This is a genomic window from Pseudoalteromonas sp. SG45-3 (assembly GCF_014164075.1).
Taxonomy (GTDB): Bacteria; Pseudomonadota; Gammaproteobacteria; order Enterobacterales; family Alteromonadaceae; genus Pseudoalteromonas; species Pseudoalteromonas distincta.
Map to the genome: position 1 here is coordinate 93,103 of NZ_JACJEN010000005.1, position 23,668 is coordinate 116,770.

The 23,668-nt window shown below is 38.8% G+C and carries 21 protein-coding genes; 10 read left to right on the plus strand and 11 right to left on the minus strand.

Annotation, left to right across the window (positions count from 1 at the left end; all coding sequences use genetic code 11):
• Nucleotides 1-77: 77 nt before the first annotated feature.
• Genes H5126_RS08025 through H5126_RS08035 form a run of 3 tightly spaced genes read right to left on the minus strand, consistent with a single transcriptional unit; the run spans nt 78 to nt 4,506 of the window.
• On the minus strand, nt 78-1,271 hold the full coding sequence (locus tag H5126_RS08025) for an alginate export family protein (protein ID WP_182720462.1): 1,194 nt from the start codon (nt 1,269-1,271) through the stop codon (nt 78-80).
• A 9-nt stretch (nt 1,272-1,280) separates the two neighbouring features.
• A complete protein-coding gene (locus tag H5126_RS08030) occupies nt 1,281-3,023 on the minus strand; it encodes a bifunctional protein-serine/threonine kinase/phosphatase (protein WP_182720461.1) in 1,743 nt (580 codons plus the stop codon).
• Between the two features lie 13 nt (nt 3,024-3,036).
• The gene (locus H5126_RS08035; RefSeq protein ID WP_182720460.1) at nt 3,037-4,506 is read right to left on the minus strand and encodes a NarK family nitrate/nitrite MFS transporter; all 1,470 of its coding nucleotides are present in this window, start codon (nt 4,504-4,506) and stop codon (nt 3,037-3,039) included.
• A gap of 288 nt (nt 4,507-4,794) precedes the next feature.
• Between H5126_RS08035 and moeB the strand changes: the two genes are divergently transcribed.
• On the plus strand, nt 4,795-5,553 hold the full coding sequence (gene moeB, locus H5126_RS08040) for a molybdopterin-synthase adenylyltransferase MoeB (protein WP_182720459.1): 759 nt from the start codon (nt 4,795-4,797) through the stop codon (nt 5,551-5,553).
• On the opposite strand, the gene H5126_RS08045 is transcribed toward moeB, so the two are convergent.
• The 3 genes from H5126_RS08045 to modA are packed head-to-tail and all read right to left on the minus strand — an operon-like array spanning nt 5,554 to nt 8,000.
• Nucleotides 5,554-6,582: an ATP-binding cassette domain-containing protein gene (locus tag H5126_RS08045; RefSeq protein ID WP_182720458.1), complete on the minus strand. Its 1,029-nt coding sequence runs from the start codon at nt 6,580-6,582 to the stop codon at nt 5,554-5,556. It lies immediately after the preceding gene.
• 1 nt (nt 6,583) lies between these two features.
• Complete coding sequence (modB, locus tag H5126_RS08050; RefSeq protein WP_024609792.1) at nt 6,584-7,261, minus strand: molybdate ABC transporter permease subunit; 678 nt, start codon at nt 7,259-7,261, stop codon at nt 6,584-6,586.
• Nucleotides 7,248-8,000 (minus strand): molybdate ABC transporter substrate-binding protein, encoded by a 753-nt coding sequence (gene modA / locus H5126_RS08055; RefSeq protein ID WP_182720457.1) that lies wholly within the window; start codon nt 7,998-8,000, stop codon nt 7,248-7,250. The genes modB and modA overlap by 14 nt, the downstream gene beginning before the upstream one ends.
• Nucleotides 8,001-8,045: 45 nt before the next feature.
• Here modA and glp point away from each other — a divergent pair, with 45 nt between their 5' ends.
• Nucleotides 8,046-9,263: a gephyrin-like molybdotransferase Glp gene (gene glp / locus H5126_RS08060; protein WP_182720456.1), complete on the plus strand. Its 1,218-nt coding sequence runs from the start codon at nt 8,046-8,048 to the stop codon at nt 9,261-9,263.
• A gap of 70 nt (nt 9,264-9,333) precedes the next feature.
• Here the strand turns inward: glp and H5126_RS08065 are convergent, their stop codons facing one another.
• Nucleotides 9,334-9,786 (minus strand): hypothetical protein, encoded by a 453-nt coding sequence (locus tag H5126_RS08065; protein WP_024599117.1) that lies wholly within the window; start codon nt 9,784-9,786, stop codon nt 9,334-9,336.
• A gap of 274 nt (nt 9,787-10,060) precedes the next feature.
• A complete protein-coding gene (locus H5126_RS08070; RefSeq protein ID WP_024599116.1) occupies nt 10,061-11,485 on the minus strand; it encodes a sodium-dependent transporter in 1,425 nt (474 codons plus the stop codon).
• A gap of 189 nt (nt 11,486-11,674) precedes the next feature.
• On the opposite strand from H5126_RS08070, the gene H5126_RS08075 reads away from it, so the two are divergent.
• The 6 genes from H5126_RS08075 (at nt 11,675) to H5126_RS08100 (ending at nt 16,003) form a co-directional block, all read left to right on the plus strand.
• Nucleotides 11,675-11,977 carry a YciI family protein gene (locus H5126_RS08075; RefSeq protein WP_182720455.1) on the plus strand — a complete coding sequence of 101 codons (303 nt, stop codon included), beginning with the start codon at nt 11,675-11,677 and terminating at the stop codon, nt 11,975-11,977.
• Nucleotides 11,978-12,137: 160 nt separating this feature from the next.
• Complete coding sequence (locus H5126_RS08080; protein WP_024594903.1) at nt 12,138-12,395, plus strand: PepSY domain-containing protein; 258 nt, start codon at nt 12,138-12,140, stop codon at nt 12,393-12,395.
• Between the two features lie 2 nt (nt 12,396-12,397).
• On the plus strand, nt 12,398-13,072 hold the full coding sequence (locus tag H5126_RS08085) for a response regulator transcription factor (protein ID WP_007375447.1): 675 nt from the start codon (nt 12,398-12,400) through the stop codon (nt 13,070-13,072).
• The gene (locus tag H5126_RS08090; protein ID WP_024606453.1) at nt 13,066-14,403 is read left to right on the plus strand and encodes an ATP-binding protein; all 1,338 of its coding nucleotides are present in this window, start codon (nt 13,066-13,068) and stop codon (nt 14,401-14,403) included. Before H5126_RS08085 ends, H5126_RS08090 begins: the two co-directional genes overlap by 7 nt.
• The gene (locus tag H5126_RS08095; RefSeq protein ID WP_182720454.1) at nt 14,390-14,800 is read left to right on the plus strand and encodes a hypothetical protein; all 411 of its coding nucleotides are present in this window, start codon (nt 14,390-14,392) and stop codon (nt 14,798-14,800) included. Before H5126_RS08090 ends, H5126_RS08095 begins: the two co-directional genes overlap by 14 nt.
• Before the next feature lie 123 nt (nt 14,801-14,923).
• Nucleotides 14,924-16,003 (plus strand): FAD-dependent oxidoreductase, encoded by a 1,080-nt coding sequence (locus tag H5126_RS08100; protein WP_182720453.1) that lies wholly within the window; start codon nt 14,924-14,926, stop codon nt 16,001-16,003.
• Between the two features lie 69 nt (nt 16,004-16,072).
• Here H5126_RS08100 and H5126_RS08105 read toward each other — a convergent pair whose 3' ends face one another.
• Entirely contained in the window at nt 16,073-17,110 is a 1,038-nt protein-coding gene (locus H5126_RS08105) for an AI-2E family transporter (protein WP_024595420.1), read from the minus strand.
• 170 nt (nt 17,111-17,280) lie between these two features.
• Between H5126_RS08105 and H5126_RS08110 the strand changes: the two genes are divergently transcribed.
• Both H5126_RS08110 and H5126_RS08115 read left to right on the plus strand, forming a co-directional pair.
• On the plus strand, nt 17,281-18,171 hold the full coding sequence (locus H5126_RS08110) for a TIGR01777 family oxidoreductase (RefSeq protein WP_182692544.1): 891 nt from the start codon (nt 17,281-17,283) through the stop codon (nt 18,169-18,171).
• 155 nt (nt 18,172-18,326) lie between these two features.
• Nucleotides 18,327-19,490 carry a GGDEF domain-containing protein gene (locus H5126_RS08115; protein WP_182720452.1) on the plus strand — a complete coding sequence of 388 codons (1,164 nt, stop codon included), beginning with the start codon at nt 18,327-18,329 and terminating at the stop codon, nt 19,488-19,490.
• Between the two features lie 134 nt (nt 19,491-19,624).
• On the opposite strand, the gene H5126_RS08120 is transcribed toward H5126_RS08115, so the two are convergent.
• Both H5126_RS08120 and H5126_RS08125 read right to left on the minus strand, forming a co-directional pair.
• Entirely contained in the window at nt 19,625-22,177 is a 2,553-nt protein-coding gene (locus H5126_RS08120) for an exo 1,3/1,4-beta-D-glucan glucohydrolase (protein ID WP_182720451.1), read from the minus strand.
• Entirely contained in the window at nt 22,177-23,451 is a 1,275-nt protein-coding gene (locus H5126_RS08125; RefSeq protein ID WP_182720450.1) for a sugar MFS transporter, read from the minus strand. The genes H5126_RS08120 and H5126_RS08125 overlap by 1 nt, the downstream gene beginning before the upstream one ends.
• Between the last annotated feature and the right edge of the window lie 217 nt (nt 23,452-23,668).

The following is a 23,668-nucleotide window of genomic DNA, read 5'->3' on the forward strand; positions in this document are numbered from 1 at the left end:
AAAGTCCCACAAGATGGTGCAATTGCACCATCGTGTGTCGCTATAAATTACAAGTGAATATTAGAAGATAGAGAGGGTTAAAATTTAGCGCTCATCCATACCCACAATTTTTGAGTATCGACTTTATTAGCAGCAGTATCGCCCGCTGAGTAATCAGCATACTTAACACCTACTGCGTATTGTTTATTAATAGGTTTAACGTATTGTACGTTTAGTTCACTGCCTAAATCGTCAACCCCATTTGATTGCTCATTAGCATCAAAACTGTGATAAGCCACCAGCCATTTTCCGTCAAACGCTTTACCGTTTAAGCTTATGTAAGTGTCGTCCAAACCTTGTGTGGGTGTATTTAAAAACGTATCTGTCCAACCATTAAATTTATGTAACGTGGCAAGCGGTGTTGCAAACCCGTAATCGCCATTATCAGAGCCAAGTGACTCTATGCCAACTTTTAATGTTACTGTTTTTATGCCCAACCCATTTAAATCGACAGCGCCTTCAAGTGCATAGTAATCGGCATCAAAATCACTCACGCTTGTTGAAGCAGACTGCGTTGCATACTCCGCTTTGTAATAAAATTTTATGTCGTTTAGGGTTTTATTACCGTTAAAAGAAACGCCATAAGTATCTAAACTGTCGTCTTGTAGTGCATCGTCACTTAATAAGTAACTGTATAAAACCACTTTACCGTAGTCTGTTTTAAAGCTTGCATTAATTAAATGATCGGACGATTTAATGTCTTTATCGTCAGCAAATATGCGGTTACGCTTATTTAAATAACTGTACTGTAAATCTATGTTATTAAATGCGTAATTAATGGTCGCGGCATCAAAGGTTTGTCTGTCTTGGCGCCAACCTACGTGCCCAACAAAACGCTGCCCATCAAGAGCTATTATTTGGCGCCCTACTTTTAGCGATAGACCATCGCGGGCATATTTAACAAAACCTTGGTCTATCTCGGTGTTTTCTGGGTCTGCAATAACAGAATAATTAGTGTTTTTCCCCACTGTATTGTTGTAATCATCTACGCCCAATAGGCTGCGAGTGTCTTCTACTTCAATAAGTGCTGAAAAACCATTCACCTCGTCTGTTTGATGCGTTAAGCGGGTTCTAAGTGTTAAGCCGCTTGCATCTTTTAGAGCATTTTCTTGATCAACGCTTTCAAAACGCAGTCTAAAATCAAGATCAGTTTGCGCAGCTTGGCTTATTAAAGGCGCAGTGACGCAACCCAGTATAAAAATAATAGGTAAGTTGTTCTTGTAATTAAGCATTTTGGTTCTCTAAGTTTTAATTATTAATACACATACCAAAGCAATAAATAAACACAGCGAAATACATTTCCACACCATAACTGGATCGCGTTTCATTATTGAACTTTTATTAGCGGTACTTTCTAAATAAGGATTAGGTTTGTTGATATCGTTTATAAACTCAGAAAAAGCTTGGTATCTGAGCTCAGGTTTAGGGGCAAGCGCCTTCATAAGGGCTTGATCTAACCAAAACGGAATATCGGCTCTGTATTTACGAATACTTGTGTAATGCCAATGGCTGTAATCTTTTGGCGCTACGTGGTTAAGTGGCAGTGGTTTATAAGGCAATTTTGAGCACAATAACTCATATGCAATCACGCCAAGTGAAAACAAATCACTTTTAAAATCGGCGTGCATAGTAATAAGTGTTTCGGGTGCGGTGTAGTCGGCAGTGCCTTGCGGGCAATCATCCGCAATTTGTTTAACCGACTCGTCCATAGCCGCAACACTTACTGTGCCGTAATCTATTAGCGTTACTTTACCGTGCGCATCTATCATTACATTATCGAGTTTTAAATCACGATGTACCATATCGAGTCGCTGAAACGCCCTTAGTGCATGTACTATTTGTTCAATAATACTGCGTACTTGGGTTATTTCTGGGTGCGGCACGTCGTGCTTCCAATCACTGAGTGTTTGCCCGTCCATGTACTCACAAATATGATACAAAAAACGACTCTGCGATTGCGTACTTAGCACCTTCATCACGTTTAAATGGTTTATGCGTTGCCCTACCCAGCCTTCTCTTATAAAGCCTTGAAGGTAGTGCACATCGTCTTCAAAATTAACCGAAGGTGCTTTTAAAACCACTGGCGGTATATCGGGCGCTTGTTGCACTAAATAAATGTGCGAGCGACTACTGGCATGTAATTTACGAATAACCGTGTAATCATCAATTTTTTGCCCAACATTAAGCGCAGGTGGAATTTTTCGTCGTGTTAGCGAATGGTAAAGTTCATCTAACTTTTGCTCGGCAATATTTTCTACTTTTACCAGTAAACAACTTACGTTGTCGTCACTGTCTCGTGCTAATGCAAGTTCGGTAATTGCTTTAGCTGCATTTTCTAAATTAGTGTACTCGTTAATTAATTTAGCTATATCACTACTTGGGAGCACATCGTGTACGCCATCGCAGGTTAATATATAAATATCGTCTGCTTTTAGGTCAACCTCGTATACATCTATTTCTTGATGAAGTTGCGCGCCAAGAGCACGCGTTAGCGTATCGTTTACTTTGTGATCCCGTGTTATTGCCTCTATTTTATTTCCTCGCAAGCGAGTAATACGCGTATCACCTAAGTGGAATATATAACCCGTTGCCGACTTTAAAATAAGTGCTGTAAAAGTCGTCATCCAATCGGCTTGACGCTGACCTAAGTGATTGTAATTAACCGATTGCGAATAAAGCCACTGATTTAAACTTGCTAACACCTTCGACACTGACTTTTTAACCGCCCAACTTTCGGGGGTATTTAAATACTCATTTATAAAATGAGTAACCGAAAGTTGAGACGCTTGTTTAGCATTTTTTGCTGATGAACACCCATCGGCTAAGCAGGCAATAACGCCTTTAGACTCTTTTTCTTGCGCTTTGGTATTGAGAGCTGCAAACGCATCTTGGTTTTCTGCTTTTAACCCTTTAGCACTGTGCCCGCCAAATGAAACGTTGAGTTCATTTTTTAGCGATTTAGCGTGGAGTGTTTCATCAAACATAGTCAATAATGCCTTAAGTCACTGAAATAAGTTCAACGGTGCCGTCTTCATTTACTTCGGTAATATGGCCATCTGGTTCTCTCATAAAAAACAGTGCAGCTAGACCAAGTAATGCACTACCCGCAATAATGAAAAAGAAAGTTTGATAATCAACAAGTGACAATGCCGTTAAGTACACTACTGCACCTACATTACCGTAAGCACCTGTCATTCCAGCTATTTGCCCAGTTAAACGACGCTTAATTAGCGGTACTGCGGCAAATACAGCGCCTTCACCAGCTTGCACAAAGAACGAACACGCCATAGCCGCAACAACTGCAAGCCATAAAGGCCAAGATGCATCAACCAAGCCCATTACAAAATAACCAACAGCAAGACCTGTCGTAAGTACAATAAGTGTTATACGACGACCTAATTTATCTGAAATCCAACCGCCACCTGGCCGAGATGCTAAATTCATAAATGCATAAGCTGAGGCTAAAATACCCGCGTACACCATATCAAGCGCAAACACATCCATAAAAAATAGCGGTAACATAGATACAACCGCAAGCTCAGAACCAAAAGTTGTAAAATATAAAATATTTAAAACAGCCACTTGCTTAAACTCATAACGATGCGACTCAGGTACAGGCTCTTTAAAAATATGACCATTTACGTCAAAGGTTTTATACACTTCGTAAATATAAAGCAGAACTAAAAAAGCATACACGGCAAGTACAAAGTTAGCCGAAATTAGGTTAGCACCGGTTGGTGAAAGCTTCCAAGTAAGTAATGCTAGTGCACCATACATAGGGATTTTCATAATAAGAAATAATACAAAGTCGCCTTTACTGGTTACTTCCATTGCGCCTACTTTTTTAGGCTTAAAGTATGTACCGCCTTTTGGTGTATCGGTTACATTTAAGTACCAAATAATACCAAATATAACGCTTAATACACCCGTTAAACCTACAGCGTAACGCCAACCATCTTCGCCACCAAACATAAGTGCAATAATTGGCAATAACATAGCCGCTGCTGCTGAACCAAAGTTACCCCAGCCGCCATAAATACCTTCTGCAATGCCCAGCTCGTTAGCAGGAAACCATTCACTCACCATACGAATGCCCACAACAAAGCCAGCACCAATAAAGCCTAGCGCAAAACGCGCTATAGCGGCTTGTTCAAATGTGGTTGCCATAGCAAACATAAAACACGGAATACTACAGGTAATAAGTAGCGCGGCATAAACAATCCGGGGACCAAATTTATCGGTCAGCATACCCACCACAACACGGGCAGGAATAGTTAACGCTACATTTAAAATTAGTAATGTTTTAACTTGTGCCATGGTAATACCAAGCGAGCCCGCAATTGCACCTAATAAAGGAGCATGGTTAAACCATACAAAAAATGACACAAAAAAGACCATCCAACTCAGATGTAATACTTTCATTTTTCCTTTAAAGGATATTAAGTTAAATCCAGAACTCGGTTGCATGTTTATTTCCTCGTAAACGTATTATTGTTTTATAAATGCCCCACTCTTTTATATGAGTAGTAGCTCAAACTTTGTTAAATTTTAGTTAACCAAACACAGCAATTACTGAGCCACTAATTAAAAACCATATATTTCAGCTAGTTATATGCATTTATTATTTTAATGCGTTATAGTTGCACTATATGAGTGAGGGGGTAAGGGCTGTTACAGTGCAAATAAAAAGCGTTACTACTTGCTCTAGGATTTAACAAATTGGTATTGTTCAAAAAAAGTATGAGATATTTAAAAATGCAAAAAGCACCGTTAACGTACCAACAGCAACTACGCTATTCTCGGCATATTATGCTGCCGCAGCTTGATATAGACGGACAAGAGAAACTATGGCAATCGCATGCTTTAATTGTTGGTGTGGGTGGGCTTGGATGTGCGGTAAGTCAATATTTAGCGGCATCTGGCGTTGGCACACTTGCCTTAATTGATAACGATGAAATAGACGTGACCAACCTGCAAAGGCAAATACTGTATAAAGAAAGTGATATTGGTAGCTCAAAATGCAGTGCTGCAAAAAAACAGCTTAACGCACTTAATAGTGAAATAGATATAAACACCATTGAGGCATTTTTTGATGTAAATACCTCTACAGAACAGCTATTTAATAACATTGATATAGTGATTGATTGCTCAGATAACCTAGCAACGCGTAATGCACTTAATAGCGCCTGTTTTAAAGCTAAAGTTCCGCTAGTGTCAGGCTCTGCAATACGTATGGAAGGACAAGTCGCGTGTTTTACTATGGATGAAAATAGTCATTGTTATGGTTGTTTATCGCAATTTTTTAGTGAACAAACACAAAGCTGCTCTGAATCTGGTGTGCTTTCTCCTATTGTGGGGTTAATAGGCAGTATTCAGGCAACTGAAGCGCTAAAAATGCTTGCTGGTTTACCCAGCGGCTTAAGCGAACACTTATTGCTGGTAGATGGTTTAAGCATGGAATTTAATCGTTTTAAAATTGCTAAAAATAGTCAATGTGCGGTGTGCAGCATTTAGTTATTCTAGATTACTGATTGTTGTATAAAGCACATCGCCCACTTTAAAGTCGTTTTTGTCCCACACTCGTCTTGAAGCCAAGCCAAACAAAGTTTGCCCGTCTACATTAAGCGTTAACTGCCACTTATTATTAATAAGCTCAGCTTGAGTTAATACCGACCTTAAAACATTACTGTGCGTTGTTTGCTCAGGCTTTAACGCACTAAACGACATTTGCTCACTTTCTATAATTAGCTTATTACTGCTATCGACAAGTGCAGGAAGCACAAAAAGCGGTTGCTCACTTTGCTGTAATTGCAGTTGATATAGCCCGTAGTCTTTATCAAATTTAACCACATCGTAATTAATTAAGCTCAGCGGTGTTTGCCTGTCGTTTGCGTAAATAGCTTTTGCAACGTGCGCACTTGCACCTTGGTTTATCACCTTACCTTTATCAAGCTGAATAAGGGTATCGCTGCAAAATAGCAGCTCTTTTAATGAGTGACTTACTATTATAAATTTAATATTAAACTTAACGGCTAACTCATTGAGTTTATTAAGTGTTTTAAAGCGCAATGACCAATCAAGCGCACTAAAAGGCTCATCAAGCATTATAAATTTTTGACCGGCAAGCAAAGTGCGCGCAAATACTACACGCTGGCGCTCGCCACCCGATAAGCTTTGTACATCACGATTTAGTAAATCTTGTAATTCAAGTGTTTTAACAACGTATTGAAGCGTTAAGCTGGTTTGCTTATTTTCGCAGTGTTTTTGTGTAAACGCTAAATTACCTGCCACATCTAAATGAGGAAACAACGGGCACGATTGCAACTGAAGCGTTATACCGCGTTTATCACTTGGCAACTCATGCACTGGCTGATTATTAATATGAACACTTTTTGCAGGCTCTAAACCGCTAATACAACGCAGTAATGTTGACTTACCCGAGCCAGAAGGCCCGTAAACACCGAGTACATTAAACGACTCAAGATCAAGGTTTATATCTAAATCAAAATTATTGAGTGCTTTAAAAAGGCTTAACTTTATCATGTTATTGCTTAACCCCTACAATGCTTTTATTAAACTTAAATAACAGCACTAAACAGGCAAACGAAATAGCCAGTAAAATAAGTGAAAGCTGATGCGCTGCCGTATAATTTAACGATTCAACATGGTCATAAAGCGCAATAGACACCACCTGTGTTTGCCCCTGAATATTACCGCCAATCATTAATACCAAACCAAACTCACCCAATGTATGCGCAAAGCCTAAAGCAAATGCGCTACCAATACTGGGTTTTAAAAGCGGAATAATTAAATGCACAAAGCGTTTAAACGGGCTTAACCCAAGCGCAATGGCAGCTTCGTTATAGGTTTGATTAATATGCTTAAACCCAGCCACAAGTGGCTGCATAACAAAAGGCAGCGAATAAAAAAGCGAGCCAATAACCACACCCTGAAAACTAAACGCAAGCTGTGTACCCGTTAGCCAAAACCAAAACTGCCCAAAAGCGTGATCAGGCGAAAATAAAACAAGTAAGTAAAACCCTAATAACGTAGGCGGCAGCACTAAAGGCATTGCAATTAATGCCTCTAAAAATGGTTTAAATTTACCGTTATAGCCAGCGAGCTTGTAAGCCACCGGAATACAAAAAACAAGAAGGAGCACTGCGGTTATAAAGGCAAGTTTTATAGTTAACCACAGCGCGGTTAAATCACTTTGAAGCATTGTTGTCCTTTATTCTGTAACCTAATTCAATTAACTGCTGCTGCGTAGCTTCTGCCATTAAAAATTGCATAAGTTGCTTAGCGCTAGCATGCTTTTTAGTCGAGCTAATAATAACGCCTTGTTGAATTATATCGGGATATTGATTGGTAGGCAGCACGGTATAATCTAAATATTTTTGATCTTGCGTGTTACTGTAAGCCGCCTTTAGTGATGAAACAGCCACCAGCCCTACTCCTACATTACCACTTTGCACAAACTGAAACGCATGCGTAATATTATTACCATACACATAATTTACTGGCTTTTTAAAATGGTTATTAGCGTAGTGCTCTGAGGCACGCCCGTATGGTGAAAAACGCGGATTAGCAATAGCTACTTTATCATTTACTTTTTCAGCTTTTGGTTGCCACAAAGCAAGTTCGCCTAACGCGTAAGTGATTAAACTACTTTGATCGGCATAACCTTCTTTAATAAGTGATTGCGGTCGAAAATCGTCAGCCGATAAAAACACATCAAATGGCGCGCCATGCACTATTTGCGAATATAAAACACCGCTAGAAGCGGCTGATATTTTCACGTCAACATTAGGTAATGGGGATTTTTTTAGTAGGGTTTGCAATACAGTTTTAAAATTACTCGCTACGGCTACTTGCAGCGTTTCTTTTGCGTTTACGCCGCACGAAAGCATGCATGCGATAAGCAAAAAATAACCCAACCATGTATTGTAAAGCTTTGACATTATAAGTATTGTTTCAAAATAAAATGATTTAAGTAAGCAATATATATGAACGATGTTTGCAATGCACCCGGTTTATTGCCAATTGAAACTGCAATACAAAATATACTTGGCTCAATAACGCCAGTTAAAGACGTTGAAACCATCACTATAATGCAAAGCGTTGATCGCGTTTTAGCAAGCGATGTTAAATCAACTATAAACGTACCAGCTCATGATAACTCCGCAATGGATGGCTATGCGCTATGTATTTCAGATAAAAGCTTAACCTATACACAAGTAGGTAGCGTGTTTGCGGGGCAAGTTTTTGAAAAAACGCTTACCCCAGGGCAATGCGTAAGAATAATGACCGGCGCTGCCATTGCACCAGGCGCTAACGGCGTTGTAATGCAAGAAAACGCCTCGGTAGATGGCGATAAAATTACGTTTACCGCGCAACCAGAGCTAAATGAAAACGTGCGTTTTGCTGGCGAAGATATTGCAATAGACGATGTTATTTTAAAAGCAGGCGATAAATTAAAAGCCGTTGATGTGGGGTTACTTGCATCTTTAGGAATAGCCAATATAGACGTGGTAAGAACCTTAAAAATAGCCGTGCTTTCTACAGGCGATGAGCTAATTGAACCTGGTCAGCCTCTTAAGCAAGGCGCTATTTTTGAAAGTAACCGCGCTGTTATTATTAGTGCGCTGCAACAAAAAAATATCGACGTGATCGATTTAGGAATAATCCCTGATGACAAAGAACTCATCACCAATGCATTTTTAAAAGCGAATGAACTCGCCGATGCCGTAATAAGCTCAGGCGGCGTATCGGTTGGAGAAGCCGACTTTACTAAAGAAGTGCTCAACGAAATTGGCGAAATTCACTTTTGGAAAATAGCCATGAAACCAGGCAAACCTTTTGCCTTTGGTAAACTAAGTAACAGTTACTTTTTTGGCTTGCCAGGTAACCCTGTGTCGGCTGCTGTTACATTTAATCAGTTAGTAGAGCCTGCACTGCAAAAACTGTCGGGGCTTGGTGAAGTAAATCCTAAAATGCGCTTTAACGCTGTTACTACATCCGTTATTAAAAAGCGCCCTGGCAGAGCTGACTTTCAACGCGGTACTGCAACAATTAACGAACAAGGTGACTTGATGGTTGCCCCGTTTAATAAACAGGGCTCGGGTGTACTTTCGTCGCTTAGTAAAGCTAACTGCTTAATTGTAGTGCCAGCACAAAGCGGCAATATCGAAAAAGGCGCAACAGTAAGTATTGAGTTGCTATAAAGTATTGAGGTGTTATAAAGCCTAACATGCTACAGCTAACTGTATAATTTAGCTGTAGCGCTACTCTAATTTAAAATATTTTTATGTTTAGAGTCTGGATTAAGCAGTTTAACTTTTCGCTACGTCCTACAAACTCTTCTTTGCTCAACCTATTAACACACTTCAGCGCATTTTTAGTCGCAAAGTATCTATCATAACTTAGGCTTCTTTCGCATTTAACACTATACGTTGAGGGCCAAGAGCCTCCGGCACCCGTTGCTATGCCAACTACGTTACATGTAGCGTCTATATATTGCTCCCATGCTTTTATTTGAGCTTTAACTGCATCTACTTGGTAATCATCAGTTAGTTGCGGGTAGATCTCATCCATCATTTTACTGATTTTAGTTTTGTACCTATTGCCCTCTAAATTATAAGTATTGCCCGTGTGCATTGCACCGCCTTCTGGCCAATCATCAGTACTTTGTGCAAATGCGCCAAATGATGAAATAGCAAAAGCAAACCCAATAATAATTTTATTCATTTTAAATCCCTTTAGTACCAATCTGCTTATATATAGGGTCTATTTAACGTTAAGAAAATTACGCGAGAACTAGGCAAAAATTTTTGTATCTAGTTGTTCTAAATAAAAAATTTTTAACGACGTTATAGTGCAATTTAATTCGTTAAATTGATCAAAGATTTATGCAGGTTGGTATAATAGTTAGACCAGATACCTGTAAAAAACGCCTATAAAAAATGCCGCTAAGCTTAACTGAGCGGCATTATATTATTCAATAAGCTTTTAAAGAGGCCTATTAAAAACCAAATATTTTTAAATCAAAAAACTTAGTCGCCACTGTATTTATAAATATTACAGCTAGAATGACAGGAATAAACGTTGAAAGTGAAAAGTTAACGTACTTTTCCATCAAGCTTCCCGCATAATTAGGCGAACCTAAGCTTAGCTCTTGTGTTAAGCGTGCTTTTTTCCAGCGGTACATTACAAACAAACACACCATTAAGCCATTAAGCGGTAAAATTGTGTCGTAAAATACATCAACAATAATATCAAAAAAGCTCTTACTAACGCCGCCATAACTGGTGAAAGATGTAAGGCTGTCAATCATACCAAACGACATTGTACATAAAATAGTAAGTACACCGGTTGAAAGTGTAAGGATGCCCAGTGCTTTTTTACGGCTAATACCTTTACGATCACTTAGTGTTGCAGTCGGGACTTCCACTATTGAAACAAGTGAAGTAATCGCTGCAAAAAATACTAATAAGAAGAATGAGAACGCAACAATAGACGCACCTACATAACCAATATCATTTTGCAGTGCTAATAATATTTTAGGTAGGTATACAAAAATCATTGATACGGACGAATCAGAAAGTGCTGATGGGTCTGTATTTGGGTCAAAGCTAAATATCGCTGGCAACACCATTAGCCCCGCTACAAACGCAACGAGTGAGTCAGTAATAGCGACCATTTTAGCACTGCTTACAATGTCATCTTTTTTAGAAATGTACGACGCGTAAGTCATTAATATACCCATACCCAGCGATAGCGAGAAAAACGCTTGGCTTAATGCGCCATTAAGTACACTTGCACTCATCTTAGAAAAATCAGGAATAATGTAGTATTTAACACCGGCCATTGCGTTATCAAGCGTTAATACATAAGTAACTAGAGCTAGTAGCATAACTAATAAAGCGGGCATTAAAAATTTGGCGGCTTTTTCTATGCCTTGTTTAACACCACCTAACAAAATTAAGTTAACGATAATAACCACAACAGCCATATAACCAAACACAGTGTAACTATTAATAAAAACACCAAAGTGGCCAGGATCTGCAAGTAAATCTAAATTACCGAGGCCTGTTTGCGTTAAATAACCAAAGATCCAAACCGTAATCACCATATAAAATACAGCAATCATAAATGGTGTAAGCACCGCAAAAAACCCAGCTAACTTCCATTTTTTATCGTTATTAGATAATAGTTTGTACGAACCAAGTGGATCTTTTTGAGCGTTACGACCCATTGCCATTTCAGCCATCATGACTGGTAAACAAATGAATATGACAAATAAAGCGTAAATTAATAAGAATGCGCCACCACCATTTTTAGTAGCAGAAACCGGAAAACCAACTAAATTACCAATACCAACAGCTGAACCGGCCGCTGCCATTATGAATCCAAGGCGGGAACTAAATCGTTCTCTATTTTCGCTCATGCATAAAACCTTTTTATTATTTTGTATATTTCAGCGACTCTACCAGTGTTACACAGAGATTTTCAAGCAATTACAGCTTAAAAATAAAATCGAAGTGTAAACCTGTGTAAATACGCTTTTAATTCACCAATTTTCAACGCTGTGGTAGTATTGCGTTAATCAAATTTAACAATTTTTATGAGATTCCTTATGTTGTACATGATTCACTCAACAGACGTTGAAAACAGCTTAGAGCTTAGAAAAGCAGCACGCCCGGCACATTTAGCACGCCTTAGTGAGCTTGATTCACAAAACCGTCTACTTACCGCAGGTCCGTTTCCGGCAGTCGATAGTGAAGATCCTAAAGAAGCAGGTTTTACCGGTTCATTAGTTGTTGCTGAGTTTGAGTCAATTGAAGCAGCTCGAGAGTGGGCAGCAGCAGACCCTTACGTTGCCGCTGGCATCTATGAAAATACAATTGTTAAACCCTTTAAAAAGGTATTTCCTGCTTAAAAAGTATTAAACCCTAGAGCGTGCGTTGCACTGTAATTCAGGGTTTGTTCACAGGTTTTTAATTAAAATTATCAGGATAAAAACGAATTTACCGTTTTTACTTGAATTTTAGTAACTTAGTTAATTAAACTAAGTGAGTCTGGTCTAGGAGTTTTCCATTATGCGCGTATTATTAAGCCTCGGTTTTATTGCTTGTGTTAGCTTAGCTAACTTTAGTCAAGCAGCAACCGCCACCCAAGCATCTCATGCTGAGGTGGACAAAAAGAAAGCCGTAATACTCGCAAAGAAAACAATTGGCGGTAAGACCTTAAAAATTACCGAAAAAACAGATTTTTATACCGTACGAATACTCAAATCTGACGGCCACGTCGTTGATTTACATATTAATAAAAAAACCGGCGAAGTGAAAAAGGATTAAAAATGCGAATTTTAGTTATAGAAGACGATTTACATTTAGCAGATAACCTACGTAATGCCTTAGAAAAAGAACGTTACAGCGTGGATTTATGCCACGATGGTGAAGCAGGTCTTTTCCACATTACAGAATACCCGCTTGATATGGCCGTAGTTGATTTAGGTTTACCTAAAATAGACGGTATTGAGCTAATTAATAAAGCACGAGCACAAGGCATTACAATCCCTATTTTAATCTTAACCGCGCGCGATCGCTGGCAAGATAAAGTAGAAGGTTTAGATGCAGGTGCCGATGACTACCTTACTAAGCCATTTCATGTTGAAGAGCTTATTGCCCGTTGTAATGCATTAATTCGTCGCAGTGCTGGTAAAGCAAATCCAGAAATGACTGCAGGTCCAATTAAAATCCATACACGTTCACAACAAGTATGGGTTGATGACAAAGAACTTAGCCTGACAGCTTACGAATATAAAGTACTTGAATACTTAATGGTAAATCCGCAAAAAGTAATTTCTAAATCAGAACTGACTGAGCACATTTACGACCAAGATTTCGACCTTGATTCAAACGTAATTGAAGTATTTGTACTACGTTTGCGTAAAAAGCTTGACCCTGAAGGCGTACTAAACCCAGTAGAAACACTACGTGGGCGTGGTTACAGGCTTAAAAGCCAGTGGTAATACCGCAAATATCGTTAAAAATAAGGCAAGGATTTATCCTTGTCTTTGTTTTGTTAGTCGCACTTCCTATCTTATTTTATTCAATTGGTAAGGCGTATTACGCTTCACTTGTTGATGCGACAGAAAAAACCCTCGAAGCACAGCTTTACTCGCTAATATCTGAAGTCGATTTTACTGAGCATGGTATTATTATGCCCAGCACTATTTTAGCGCCTGAGTTAAACAGATTAAATTCTGATACCTACGCAATGATCTACCGCGATGATGACCCGGTTTGGAACTCAGAGTCGGCTGTAAATTTAAACTATGTACCTCAGCAAATAGAGACCAAAGCAGGTGCTGCCGACTTTAGGCGTGTAGAATATAATAATACCGCTTATTGGCAACTTAGCCTGACTGTAATTTTAAACAACATAGATCAATCAGAACAAGCTCGCTTTATATTAGTTAAACGTAACGACGCTCTACTTCGTTTAATGGATGGCTTTAAGCAAACCCTTGTAGATTGGATGTTTATCATGGGGATTGCAATCGCAGGCCTGATGGCGATTGGTTTCATTTGGAGCGCTCGCCCACTCCAACGACTCGATAAAGAAATAAAAGCGATTGAATCGGGTGATATTCAAGAAATTAAAGGCCTCTACCCTGTAGAACTGCAAACAATAAAAGCAGACCTAAATTTGCTACTTGAGTCGCAACAACGCCAAAAAGAGCGCTATAGAGCCTCATTGAGCGATCTTGCTCATGCACTCAAAACGCCGCTTGCTGTATTAAAATCAAGTCCATTGGCAAACGATGCCGATGCACAAGAACAACTCGACCGAATTAATGTGATGATCGAGCACCAATTAAAGCGTGCTGCAACCGGTGCATCAGACACGTGGAAAAAACAAACCCCTATTAAGCCAGTACTCGATTCAATACTCAGTGCTATGGCAAAAGTATATCGTGATAAAGATATTATTTTTAGCTGCACTGTAACCGAAAAAGATTATTTTTTAGGCGATCAAACAGATTTAATGGAATTACTCGGTAACTTGATTGATAACGCCTGTAAAGCGTGTCGCTCACAAGTAGCAATACAAGTTATTCAAAGCAAAACTTTATGTATTGGAATTAGCGATGATGGTCCTGGCGTGCCAGAGGACAAACGTGAATCTCTACTTACACGGGGTACTCGTCTGGATACATACGAAAGCGGACACGGCGTAGGGATGGCAATTGTATCTGACTTGGTTAAGTCCTATCGCGGTACACTTACCATTACAGAAGCTGATAACTTAGGCGGCGCTCAATTTATTTTAGAGTTTAATTACAATGACAAAAAGTAACTATTTATTAAAACTAACTGCCATTGTGTTATTAGCTTCAAGCCAATACAGCTTTGCAGATGAGACATGTACTTTAGCCGCCAAAGCAACAACCGATGAAGCTAAGCGATATATTCAATGCCTAGATAGCCAAATTGATAAAGCAAAACAAGCACAAGGCAGTTGGATACAAAAGCGTAAATATGAGCTAACTAAGTCACAAGAAAGCACAGGCAATACGCAAGTGCTGCCGTTATTTATGCGCAGCATTAAAAATAATGAAAAGTACCTTGAGAGTGCCTGCCAATGGCGTTACTTAATAAAACTTCCTAATGCGACAACCGCAGCCATTAGCTATAAACTGTGTGAAATTGAGCTTATAAATCAATTTACAGAATCACTAAAACACCCATTTTGACGTAACTTAAGCACACTAAACTAGTTACGTTTCTTTACTCACTCCCTTTAGCTTACTTGACAATTTATTCATATCAAAACAAACTACCTACTAGTAGATTGCTAAAAACTAATGGATAAACAGATGACTAAACCAGTAATTATTATCGGTGGCGGACTTGCTGGTTTATACAGTGCGTATAAATTACAACTACTTAATATTGAGTACTTATTATTAGAGGCTAAATCGCAATTGGGTGGCCGAATTTTTGCCGCGCAATCACCAATAAAAAACGATGTTAGTTTTGATTTGGGTCCTACGTGGATATTTCCCCACCAACCAAAAATTCAAGCGCTAATAAAGTCACTCAACTTAAGTATATTTGAGCAATACAATAAAGGTGATGTGTTATATCAAGCACCTAACTCCAAACAACCTCAACAAATTGCAGGTGCTGGAGATATGCAACTATTTAGACTCAAACACAGCATGAATACCTTAATAACTACCTTATATGAGCAGCTTAATCCTGATTCAATATTATTAGAACATAATGTCACTGAGCTTAAAAAAGGTGATAATAACTGGCTAATTACGGTTAATCACTTAGGCAATATAAAGCACTTTACTACTGGCAAATTAATTTCAGCAATTCCTCCTCGTATGGTTACAACGCATTTAACACCTGAACTATGGGCGACTCCAACACTCATAAACCGCCTTAGCAGCGTACCTACATGGATGGCAGGACAAGCCAAGTTTATAGCTACTTTTAAACATGCATTTTGGCGTGATAAAAACTTATCTGGGCAAAGCTTTAGCCGCGTAGGCCCTATGGTCGAGATTCACGATGCCAGTGCTGAGGATAGTAATTACGCCGCATTATTTGGCTTTATAGGTGTGCCCTACTTATCACGAAACCAAGTAACTCAAGAGCAATTAATTCAAGCCTGTGCCCAACAGCTCAGCTACTTTTATGGTAAGGATGCTGAAAAGGCAACCGGATACTTTATTAAAGACTGGGCAGAGGATAAATTTGTAGCTAATAAAGACGATCAAACTCAGCCTTCACAGCACCCAGAATTTGATTTTTCAAACTTGGAAGAGCAATTAAGTAACCTCAATATTCATTTTGTAGCGAGTGAGTTTGCAAAACAAGAAGCGGGATATTTAGAAGGCGCAATAAACGCAGTGGATGACGCTATTAAATCGTTTATTAATTAATAGCCCTGTATTTATTGATAATTTAACCATCAAGGGTTTTAATTTTACAGCCCTTGATGGTTATAGATGCTAGTTATTTTTAGTAACGTCTTCACCACTGCCCAGTAAAGTGGCAACCCACTTGCCCTCTGCACTGGCTTCTAGGGCTATTTTTACAATCATTGTTAATGGTACAGATAAAAGCATACCCACAGTGCCTAATAACCAGCCCCAAAATATTAATGATAAAAACACCACTAACGTTGAAAGACCCAGCCCTTTGCCCAAAAACTTAGGCTCTACAATATTACCCATTACCGTATTTATTGTTAAATACCCTGCAGCAACAAGTCCTGCCACTAATGGGCCTTGAGTAATAAGGGCAAGTAATACAGCTGGTACAGCCGCAATAATTGAACCTATATTTGGAATGTAATTGAACATAAATGCCAACACGCCCCAAAGCACAAAGTAGTCAACGTCTAAAATCCATAAGTAAAACGCAGCAATAATACCCGTCCCTAAACTTACTAGCGTTTTAATTGCCAAGTATGAATTAATAGATTCTAAAAAGCGGTCAATTTGCTTCATTTTACTATCAGGGTCTTCAAGTGCCATATGTATTTTCTTGCTCAGCATTGGCCCTTCAAACAGCATAAAAACAACCGTTAAAATAATTAAAAACATGTTTGCCATTACGCCACCTAACCCAGTGAGCATATTAGTGGCCACATCAACCATTTTGCCAGGGTCGAACATATTAATTAACTGATCTTTATTGATCAGTATGTTGTATTGAGATGCTAAATCGACCAGCCACACAAACTCTTCTTTAAGTTGTGTTTTATACTCAGGAAGCTGCTGAGAAAAGTCGTTGATAGATTGCCCTACAAGCCCGCCAAGGCTTACCCCTAAGCCAACTATAATCAGCACGACCAACATAACAGCAATGCCTTTAGGAATTTTGTAGCGCGCAAAAAACTTGATAAGCGGGTTACAAATAATGGCAATAAATGCCGCCAAAATAAACGGAATAATAATTACACTCGCGGCTTTTATTCCAGCGAGGACCACTACTAAGGAAGCAAAAACTATTAAGCTTTTATTTACTCCAGTTAAACTTGCCAATTTATTAATCCTTTTATTAACTATATCGTCCCAGTGTAAGGCAAAAGGTAATTAAATGAAATAATTACGAAGTGATCATAAAAGCCTGTTTTACGTATAAATTTGCAAAGCTGTTTGCTAGCGAGTATGTTTTTTAATCACTTGCTTCTATTTTATTGTAAGGATGAATAATGCATATATTTATAACTGGCGCGACCGGATTAATTGGTAAGCACTTATGCCCTTTTTTACTTCATCATAATACTGTTACTGTACTTAGCCGCAATCCAACTAAAGCAAACGTATTATTAGGCCACAAAGTTAAAGCCGTAAGTGACATTAGTGATGTTGACTTTAACACTGTTGATATCGTTATTAATCTCGCTGGCGAGCCGATTGTAAATAAACGCTGGAGCGACAAACAAAAGCAAATAATACGAAACAGTCGTATTGATATTACACAGCAAATTAGTCAAGCGATTAAAGCCTGTAGTATACCCCCGCATACTTTTATATCTGGCAGTGCAATTGGTTTTTATGGTCGACAAAATAGTAATCCTATTGATGAAACTTTTGAACGCCCACACGATGAATTTAGCCACCAGCTTTGTAAAGACTGGGAAAATGCAGCACTACTCGCCCAATCAGAACAAACCAGAGTATGCCTTTTGCGAACGGGTATTGTTTTAGCTAAAAAAGGAGGTGCACTTGGAAAAATGTTACCTGCTTTTAAATTATGCCTGGGTGGCCCGATTGGTAATGGCGAGCAAGGCATGTCGTGGATACACATCGACGATATGATTCAGCTAATACTCTTTATTATTAAACACCCAGAAATATCAGGCCCTGTTAACGCAACAGCACCCAACCCTGTAAGCAATGCTCAATTTAGTAAAAGCTTAGGCGAGGCGCTCTCTCGACCTGCATTTATCACTATGCCAACCCCAGTACTTAAACTATTAATGGGTGAAATGTCAGACTTACTAACAACGGGGCAATTTGTAATCCCTAAAAAGGCACTCGTTAACAATTATCGTTTTCATCATCCTGATATAAAATCGGCTTTAGAGAGCTTGGTTTAGCGGGCGTTAATATTCGTTCAGTTAAAATCCCTTTCAAATTAGATATATGGGTAAATTACTACTTTTTACCCATATTGACCTTTAAACATTAATACATAATAATCAGCAAGTTTTCCACACCAACCACGCCTATCTTTAATAAAAGAGAATCTTAAATGCTACACCTGCCTACTGTGATCAGTCTCTCTTTTATTCTTAACGTATTAATAGGCTTGTTTTTTTTATCCGTACATAACTTTAAAAAACAAACATCATTTTTATTATTTGGCCTAGCATGCATTACCTTTGCATTTGCCGAGTTACTTGCCTGTTTAAAGTTAGTAATAGACACGCCTTTTATTACACACTATTTGGCTGATATTTTTATATTACTAAGTCCATTATTAATTATTATTGGGTTAAATAAATATAAGCACAGTAAGGCACTAAACTTAAAACCTCTTTATTGTCTCCTTGGATTAACGGGGGTTGCTTTATTACCCATATATTCAGACCCTGCAGGGCAAATGCTGACAAGCTTAATTATTTCGGTTTTATACCTATATTCCGCATATATTATTAAGCAGATGAACTTTGTAGCCACTTTGCAAAAAAAAGCGCTGATAGTTTGTTTTTCAATTCACAGCATTTTAATGCTCATACAAACAACACTATTGGCAATATCTATTTTTAGTATTAATTCGCCAAACTACATAGAGCCACTGCAACTTATCTTAAGTAGTCATTTAATTTTGGCCACTTGTAGCGCACTAATATTGCCATACCTGCTGGCTTCTAATACAGAGCATACACTTTCAAGCCTTGCTAACACCGATACTTTAAGCCAATTACTTAATCGCCGTGGCTTTTTTACAAAAAGTAAAGAAGCACTAAGTGATCCTAAAAATATAGACAAAAATGTGTCTGTTATTTTGCTCGATATTGATTTTTTTAAACGTGTAAACGATCAGTTTGGTCACGAAGCGGGCGACCACGCAATTAAGTGGATATCTCACTTTATTAAAAAGCAATTTTTAAATGTAGGTATTAGTGCCAGAATTGGCGGAGAAGAATTTGCCATTTTACTACCTGATTACACCCTTGGTGCAGCAAAAAGTGATGCTGAGCTATTAAGAAAGAATATAAGCACTCAAGCTTTTTATCATGAAAATCAGCATATAAAACTTTCCGTAAGCGCTGGGGTAAGTAATGCAATTAATGGGAATGCAACTATAAAAGAACTGCTCGCTTATGCCGATAAACGCCTTTACTTAGCTAAAGAAACTGGCCGAGACAAAGTAGTAACCTTTGATGAAAAAAACTTACTCACGAAAAGTTAATTGCTTTTAAGTGACTTATAAGCGCATTAAAAACAACTATATTTAAACTACCATATTTTATCTAGCTAACATCTATCCATAAAAAAAGCCCTTCATTAGAAGGGCTTTGGTATACACACAATAGAGTTAATAAACTACTTACAAGACAGCGTAGCCTCGTCCGCTTTATTTGGTACAAACTGAATATTAGCTACAGAAATTGATGCTTTACCATTGCTGTGTAAGCTAAATGGGCTTGTTAGGCTTGCAAAATTAACACCCTTATCAGCAAAACAACCTAAATCGATTGATACTGACTGCCATTTATTTTCAATAGTTTTATCAACTACGTTTGCTAAATCAATGCTTGCACCACACTCACCAGAACAAGTCATAGCAAGGGCTACATCGCTCGTTAGTGCTTCGTTTAATTTAATATCAAAGCTAATCACACTGTTTGCTTCAACGTAGGCAATGGTATCTTCTGCAAAGCTCGTTACTATTTCAGCACTGGCTTTTTCTGCACCGCTGAAGTTAAATTGGCGCGCGTCTTCTTGTACTGTTTTGTCCTCAGTACGGTATTTAATTGCACCAAATTCATGCGTACTACTCGATACATCTAAAAGCTCATCGCCCGATTTTAACAATAAGCGCCATGGCGCTACAGGTGCACCAACAAGTATATCCATACTCGTAAGCCCTGAGTTATCAAGTTTAGAGTCTTCATCAAGGTCGTCAGCTAGCACATTTTTATCGCCATACGTTAAACCAAAACCATAAGGAAGTAATGGATCGTAATTTTCATCGCCTTTATTAACCGCAGTTTGTACCGCCGATTTAGGCCAAGAAAACGATAGCTTACCTTTAAAGTTATTTTGGATGGTGCCGTCTGCCGCTTTTAATAACACATCAGCAATACCCGCACCTTCTGTACCAGGTAGCCATGCAGCCACAAACGCATCAGATGCGTTAAGTTCGCTGTTCACCCACATAGGGCGACCAGAAATAAACACAGATACAACAGGAATGCCTTGCTCTTTTAGCGAGCTTAAAAGTGCTAATGACTTTTTATTTCCGCGCTCAAACTCTAGATTATCTTTATCGCCGTGCCCTTCTGCGTAAGGTTCTTCACCAAATACAACAATGGCAACATCAGGACGTTGTTCAAACGTACCATCAGCACTTAAAGTAACACTTCCACCTGCTGCAGATATTTGCTCTTCAAGCCCTTTGTAAATTGACGTTGCTCCAGGAAAGTCTGCATTTTTATTATTAGTCCCTTGCCACGTAATACTCCAACCACCCGACTGTTTGCCTATGTTATTGGCACCATCACCTGCAACAAGTACGCGTTGATTAGCTGCAATAGGTAATAGGTTATTTTTATTTTTAAGTAATACAAGCGATTCGCGCACAGCTTGACGTGCTACTTCGCGATGAGCTTGCGCGCCAATAAGCTCTGTTTTACCCGAGTAAAGACGCTTAGCCGGACTTGGTTTATCAAATAACCCAGCGCGTAACTTAACGCGTAAAATACGTGCAACCGCATCATCAATGCGGCTCATACTTATTTTACCTGCTTTTACTTGTGCAATTGTATTTTCATATAGCGGCTTCCACGCACCTGTTGGTACCATAAAAATATCAAGGCCAGCATTTACCGCTTCTGGGCAGCTTTCGTTAGTACAGCCTTCAATTTGCCCATGGCCGTTCCAATCACCCACTACAAAACCATCAAAACCCATACGTGTTTTTAATACATCTGTAAGTAAGTATTTATTGCCGTGATTTTTAACGCCATTCCAGCTATTAAAAGATGCCATAACAGATTGACTACCCGCCGACAAACCACCTACGTAACCTTGGGCATGAATATCAAATAGCGATTGCTCGCTGTCTATATTATTTCCCTGATCATCTCCATCAACGGTGCCGCCATCGCCAATAAAGTGCTTAACGGTACTAATTACACGCTTGTCACTTAAAAAGTCGCCATCGGCTTTACCTTGTAAGCCATTTACTATGGCTGCTGAGTAATCATGTACAATTTTTGGATCTTCTGAGTAACCTTCGTAGGTTCTTCCCCAGCGATCGTCGCGCACTACGGCAACTGTGGGTGCAAATACCCAATCAATACCCGTAGCCATTACCTCTACTGCAGTAATCGATGCTATTTGCTCGATTAAATCAGGATTATTCGCCGCGCCTAAACCAATGTTGTGCGGAAATAACGTGGCACCAATTACATTATTATGGCCATGTACTGCATCGGTGCCCCACATAGTTGGGATACTACTGCCATCAACTGAGTCGTCGACAGAAGCTTGATAAAAGCTCTCTGCTAAGGCTACCCAGTCCATAGGTGTTGCATGTTTGTCGCCATTAGGGAATGCGCCACCGCCATTAAGGTATGAACCGAAGCCATATTTACGCATGTCTTCAACGGTAATATCACGAATTTCTGGCTGAATCATTTGAGCAACCTTTTGCTCAAGTGTCATGGCTTTTAAATAGTTAACTATTTTAGCTTCAATATCGGCATCTTTTTTAACGGCAATATTAAGTTTTGGCCAAATTTGCGCTGTTTTAGATAACGTTTCATTAGTTTCAACCGATGTCACTGCGTCGTTTGAACAAGCCGATAAAGTACCTACTGATGCAATTAATGTTGCTAAGGCTATTTTATTAAGTGTAAAAGGGGTTTTCATTATAGAGTCTCCTGCGCATGAACTGGTTTGCTACCGCTTAAACCATAGAACACGATAAATATGTAACATAAAATAGGTAAAACATACGAAAGTTGAACACCCACACTATCAGCAAGCGCACCTTGTAAAAGTGGCACTATTGCACCACCTACAATCGCCAAACACAAAATACCAGAGCCTTGAGCGGTATGCTTACCAAGTCCATTTAACGCTAAACTAAAAATAGTTGGGAACATAATAGAATTAAATAAACCAACCAATAGTATTGACCACATTGCTAATTGACCCGACGTGCTCATGGCAATAATGACTAAAATAATAGCCATGGTTGCGTTAAAGCCAAGTACTTTACCTGCGGGTAGTTTTTGCATTACAGCAGCACCAATAAAACGCCCAACCATAGCACCACCAAAATAATAAGTGATGTAATGAGCTGCAACATTCTCTTTTAGCCCTGCTATATTTTCTTGTGCTAAAAAGCTTACTAAAAAGCTACCAATTGCCACTTCGGCGCCTACATACGTAAATATACCCACAGCACCTAATACAAGATGGCGATACTGCCAAGCACTGCCTTCAATTGCATCTGATTTTTCGGCTTCTGCTTTTTGCTCGCTCATAATGTCTGGTAATTTAAGCCAAGCAAAAATACCGGCTAGTAAAATAAGCATTGCAGCTAAAAGGAGGTAAGGAAGTTGAACTGACTCTGCATTTTGAGCCGGTGTTAAAAAGGCTTCTGACGCTGAGTCTAGAATTAACAGAGCACCAAATGATGGCGCAACAGTGGTACCTAATGCATTAAAAGCTTGGGTAAGCGTAAGTCGAGATGACGCAGTTTTTGGTGAGCCCAACAAACTTACATAAGGATTTGCAGATACTTGTAATAACGTTATGCCACTGGCAAGTACAAATAAAGCGAATAAAAATACAGGGTAACTATGTAAAGACGCTGCTGGGTAAAATAATATACACCCGACTGCTGCAATTAATAATCCAATCACGATGCCTTTTTTATAGCCCACCTTTTTAACTATATAACCACTTGGAAGTGACATTAAAAAGTAAGCGCCAAAAAAGCAAAACTGCACAAGCATTGCTTGAACATAAGTTAAATCGAAAACCGCTTTTAAATGCGGAATCAAAATATCATTTAAGCAGGTAATAAAACCCCACATAAAAAATAGTGAAGTTAAAGATGTAAGTGCAAAACCATAGTTTTTATCTTGGTGGTTTTGCGACTGTGTGTGTGATGTCAGTGGTGCTGAACTAGCCATGTGCTCTCCGCAATTTATTATTATAAATTGATCTTCAGTAAGTAATTAATACAAACCCCGCTAAGGCGCAGTATTAAAGAGTTGACCTGAAGATTAATTAACATTAATCTAAAAATGTAAGCGCTTTCACGGCTAATTAAATACGAACATGTTACATATTTCAACAACTTTTATTTTTAATAATGTTTTGTAACCGCTGAAAGTCAGTAAAAATAGG